The sequence below is a fragment of the Candidatus Hinthialibacter antarcticus genome (assembly GCA_030765645.1).
GTDB lineage: Bacteria > Hinthialibacterota > Hinthialibacteria > Hinthialibacterales > Hinthialibacteraceae > Hinthialibacter > Hinthialibacter antarcticus.
Genome location: JAVCCE010000068.1, coordinates 1 through 3,021, shown reverse-complemented (window position 1 = coordinate 3,021; position 3,021 = coordinate 1). Strand labels below are relative to the sequence as shown.

Here is a 3,021-nt window from a genome sequence, read left to right as displayed (position 1 = left end):
GCCGATGAGCAAGCGCCGCCGATGAGCAAGCGCCGCCGATGAGCAAGCGCCGCCGATGAGCAAGCGCCGCCGATGAGCAAGCGCCGCCGATGAGCAAGCGCCGCCGACGCGACCAGCAATTGCTTGAGAACATTCGGCGGGTGCATCAAGAGAACCGCCGCGAATACGGCAGTCCTCGCATTCATCAGCAATTGCAGTTGGAAGGGGTTTGCTGCGGGGAAAAGCGTATCGCGCGCCTCATGCGGGTGAACGGCATCCGGGCCAAGCAGGCCAAGCGGTTTCGCCGCACGACGGACTCGAATCATGCGCACCCAGTGGCCCCCAACTTGCTGCAGCGCTGCTTTGAGGCGGAAACTCCGAATACGGTTTGGGCGTCGGACATCACCTATATCGCAACCAAGCAAGGCTGGTTGTATCTGGCGGTGGTGTTGGATTTGTTTTTAACGCCGGGTGGTGGGTTGGTCGATGCAAAAGACGATGTCGCAATCCCTGACGCTGGACGCCCTGCGCATGGCGTTGATGCAACGTACGCCGCCGCAGGGGTTGGTTCACCATTCGGATCGCGGGGTGCAGTATGCCTGTCGAGCGTATCAGCAATTGCTAAAGGCGCACGGTGGGGTTTGCAGCATGAGTCGAAAGGGCGACTGCTGGGACAACGCGGTGGTGGAGAGTTTCTTTCACACGCTGAAGTCGGCGTTCGCACTGGACGCGCCGTTCGGTTCGCAGAGCCAAGCGAGGCAAGAACTGTTTGAGTATATGGAAGTGTTTTATAATCGTAAGCGGCTGCATTCGACGCTGGGCTACCTGAGCCCGGCGCGATTCGAACACGCCGCAACAACACCCTCTTAGCCGGGTGTCCACCAAAACGGGGGAAGTTCACGGCGGGGTTCCCCAAAATCAAGCGACATCGTGAACCCTGAGTCGATCACTGATAGCGCTGCTGATTCTTGGATATTATATCTTGTCGTTTTTTAAACATCAATTTATAAGTCGGCTGTGTTGTGATTAATTGTATTCTCAAGCCGACTTTTCTTGTTTGATCTTTTGCAGGCTGATGATTTTGTCTCCGGTTTGGTTTATTGCCTCGCGAATGGGGTCATCTTTGAAGCGAGCGTAGACGGTTTCAGTCACTCGGATTGAGCGATGGCCGACGGCCTTTGAGGCAATTTCTAGTGGTATCTTATCATTCGCCATATACGACACGAATGTTCTGCGAAGATCATGAATCCTCAGGTCTGTGATTTCTGCTCGTTTTTTGATTCTTCTCCACGGTTTGTCCATGTTTACAATTGCTTTCCCCACTTCTGTTGGACTAGGGAATACATGCGGGTTATCAACTAGGCGTGGAATTTCTCTCATAACTCTGATCGAATGGTCTGATAATGGCTTTGTCTCTGAGTATCCGCTTTTTGTATCCGCGAAATACACGGACGAATTTTTGAAGTCAATTTGAGACCATTTCAGATTCTGGAGTTCGCCTTTTCTCATTCCTGTTAAGATCAATAGAGTAAAGAATGAGCGATAATAGATGTTCTCGTCTTCGCTGATCGCATTCAATAGTTTCAAAAATTCATCTCCATCGCTGAGCCATCTTTCGCGTGGCTTTTCCTTGAACTTTTCAACATCCCGGCATGGGTTGATATGGGTTTCAGGCAGGTAATCCGCCGCCCGACCGAAACCGAATAATTTACTGAGAAATGCGAGCACTCGGTTTGCTTCATACGGAGAGTTTTTCCCTATCTCACGATGGATTCTCATGATGTCCGCACGTTTAAGAGACAAGGCTGGCTTCTTTCCAATTCGCGGCAACACATGCCGTTTTATCTTCCGTTCGTCTTCTTTCCAGGATTTCTTACGGGGCTTTGCATATTCGGTCATGTAATGGTTGCAAAGTTGTTCAATCGTCAGTTGACGCTCTTTGTTCTTCTTTCTTTGTTCTGTTGGATCAACGCCGCCGGCAATCTCTCCAAATTTCTCCTTGGCGGTATTTCGCGCTTTGATCAGTGTTACTTTAGGAAATTGCCCAATATTCATAAACCGTTGCTTGTTGCCAATCCGGTATTGAATAATCCACGACTTTGAATTTGTCGGATGAATGCGAAGCCCAAAGCCCTGTACCTGGTCATCCCATAGAATGAATGTTCCCTTTTTCTCTTTGGGATACTCAGCCTTTATCAGTTCTTTCATGGTGAATTTGGGCATTTTCATCTCCATAAAGGAATAATCAGTTTGTCGCATCTCTCAGGAAAAGCTAACATATAGCTAACAGGAGACACGGTATTGCATTGGTTGCTGTGGTAGATTATAGTAGAAAAAAGCCAATAAAATAGGGGTTTTATAGTAGTTTATATCTGTACAAAGTAGCAGGGACGTGAGATTTGTAATCAGCAGGTCGCGGGTTCGAATCCCTTCGCCAGCTCATTGAATCCACTAACTTTAACTCATCCCGTCCCCGAAGATAAAAAATAAAAGTGAGCAAAGAGTGAGCACCCGTCTGTTTTACAGTGATATAAGAGGCACTCACCATCTAAGCACAGGAAGACAGACCATTATCTGACCTGGAATTACAGATTCGAGGGTTCCCTACAAGCCAGAAATTTTTTAACCAGACCCCCCGGCTTCACTACAGCACTGTACCTTAGTTAAGTCCCTCTTTAATTGATCAAAGTAATTAGAATAACAACAATAGATTCATTTTTGTGTGTGCATTGCTAAGTAATATTTACAGAGAAAGTGAGATTTGTCTAAGAAATTAATCTAAATACAAGTTAAACACTTTACAGTTAGGAAGTAGTATGCAATATTATTTATGCCTGACAATATATTGCAGTTATTCAAAGAAGGATTTCCCGGTTGATATAATTATGTTTGAGCATGTATTATTAAGTTATATTAGGTTCTTCCGGTATTTGAGTACTTTTGTGTAAAAAAGAATGGACATTACTGTATATTCTGAATTTAGAAACGGCGATCTCTAGTTCAGAAAGGCATACAGAATGTCCACGAGTTTACTATATCATG

Annotated in this window: 3 protein-coding genes; 1 reads left to right on the top strand and 2 read right to left on the bottom strand. The window is 46.4% G+C overall.

Features of this window, described 5'->3' with window-relative positions; translation table 11 throughout:
• The coding region (locus tag P9L94_17345) for a hypothetical protein (protein ID MDP8245852.1) at window positions 1–311 on the bottom strand (311 nt) is incomplete at its 3' end.
• Window positions 312–314: 3 nt separating this feature from the next.
• Between P9L94_17345 and P9L94_17340 the strand changes: the two genes are divergently transcribed.
• Window positions 315–752, top strand: coding sequence for a hypothetical protein (locus P9L94_17340; protein MDP8245851.1), 438 nt, complete (start codon window positions 315–317; stop codon window positions 750–752).
• A gap of 265 nt (window positions 753–1,017) precedes the next feature.
• On the opposite strand, the gene P9L94_17335 is transcribed toward P9L94_17340, so the two are convergent.
• Complete coding sequence (locus P9L94_17335) at window positions 1,018–2,202, bottom strand: site-specific integrase (protein MDP8245850.1); 1,185 nt, start codon at window positions 2,200–2,202, stop codon at window positions 1,018–1,020.
• Window positions 2,203–3,021 lie beyond the last annotated feature (819 nt).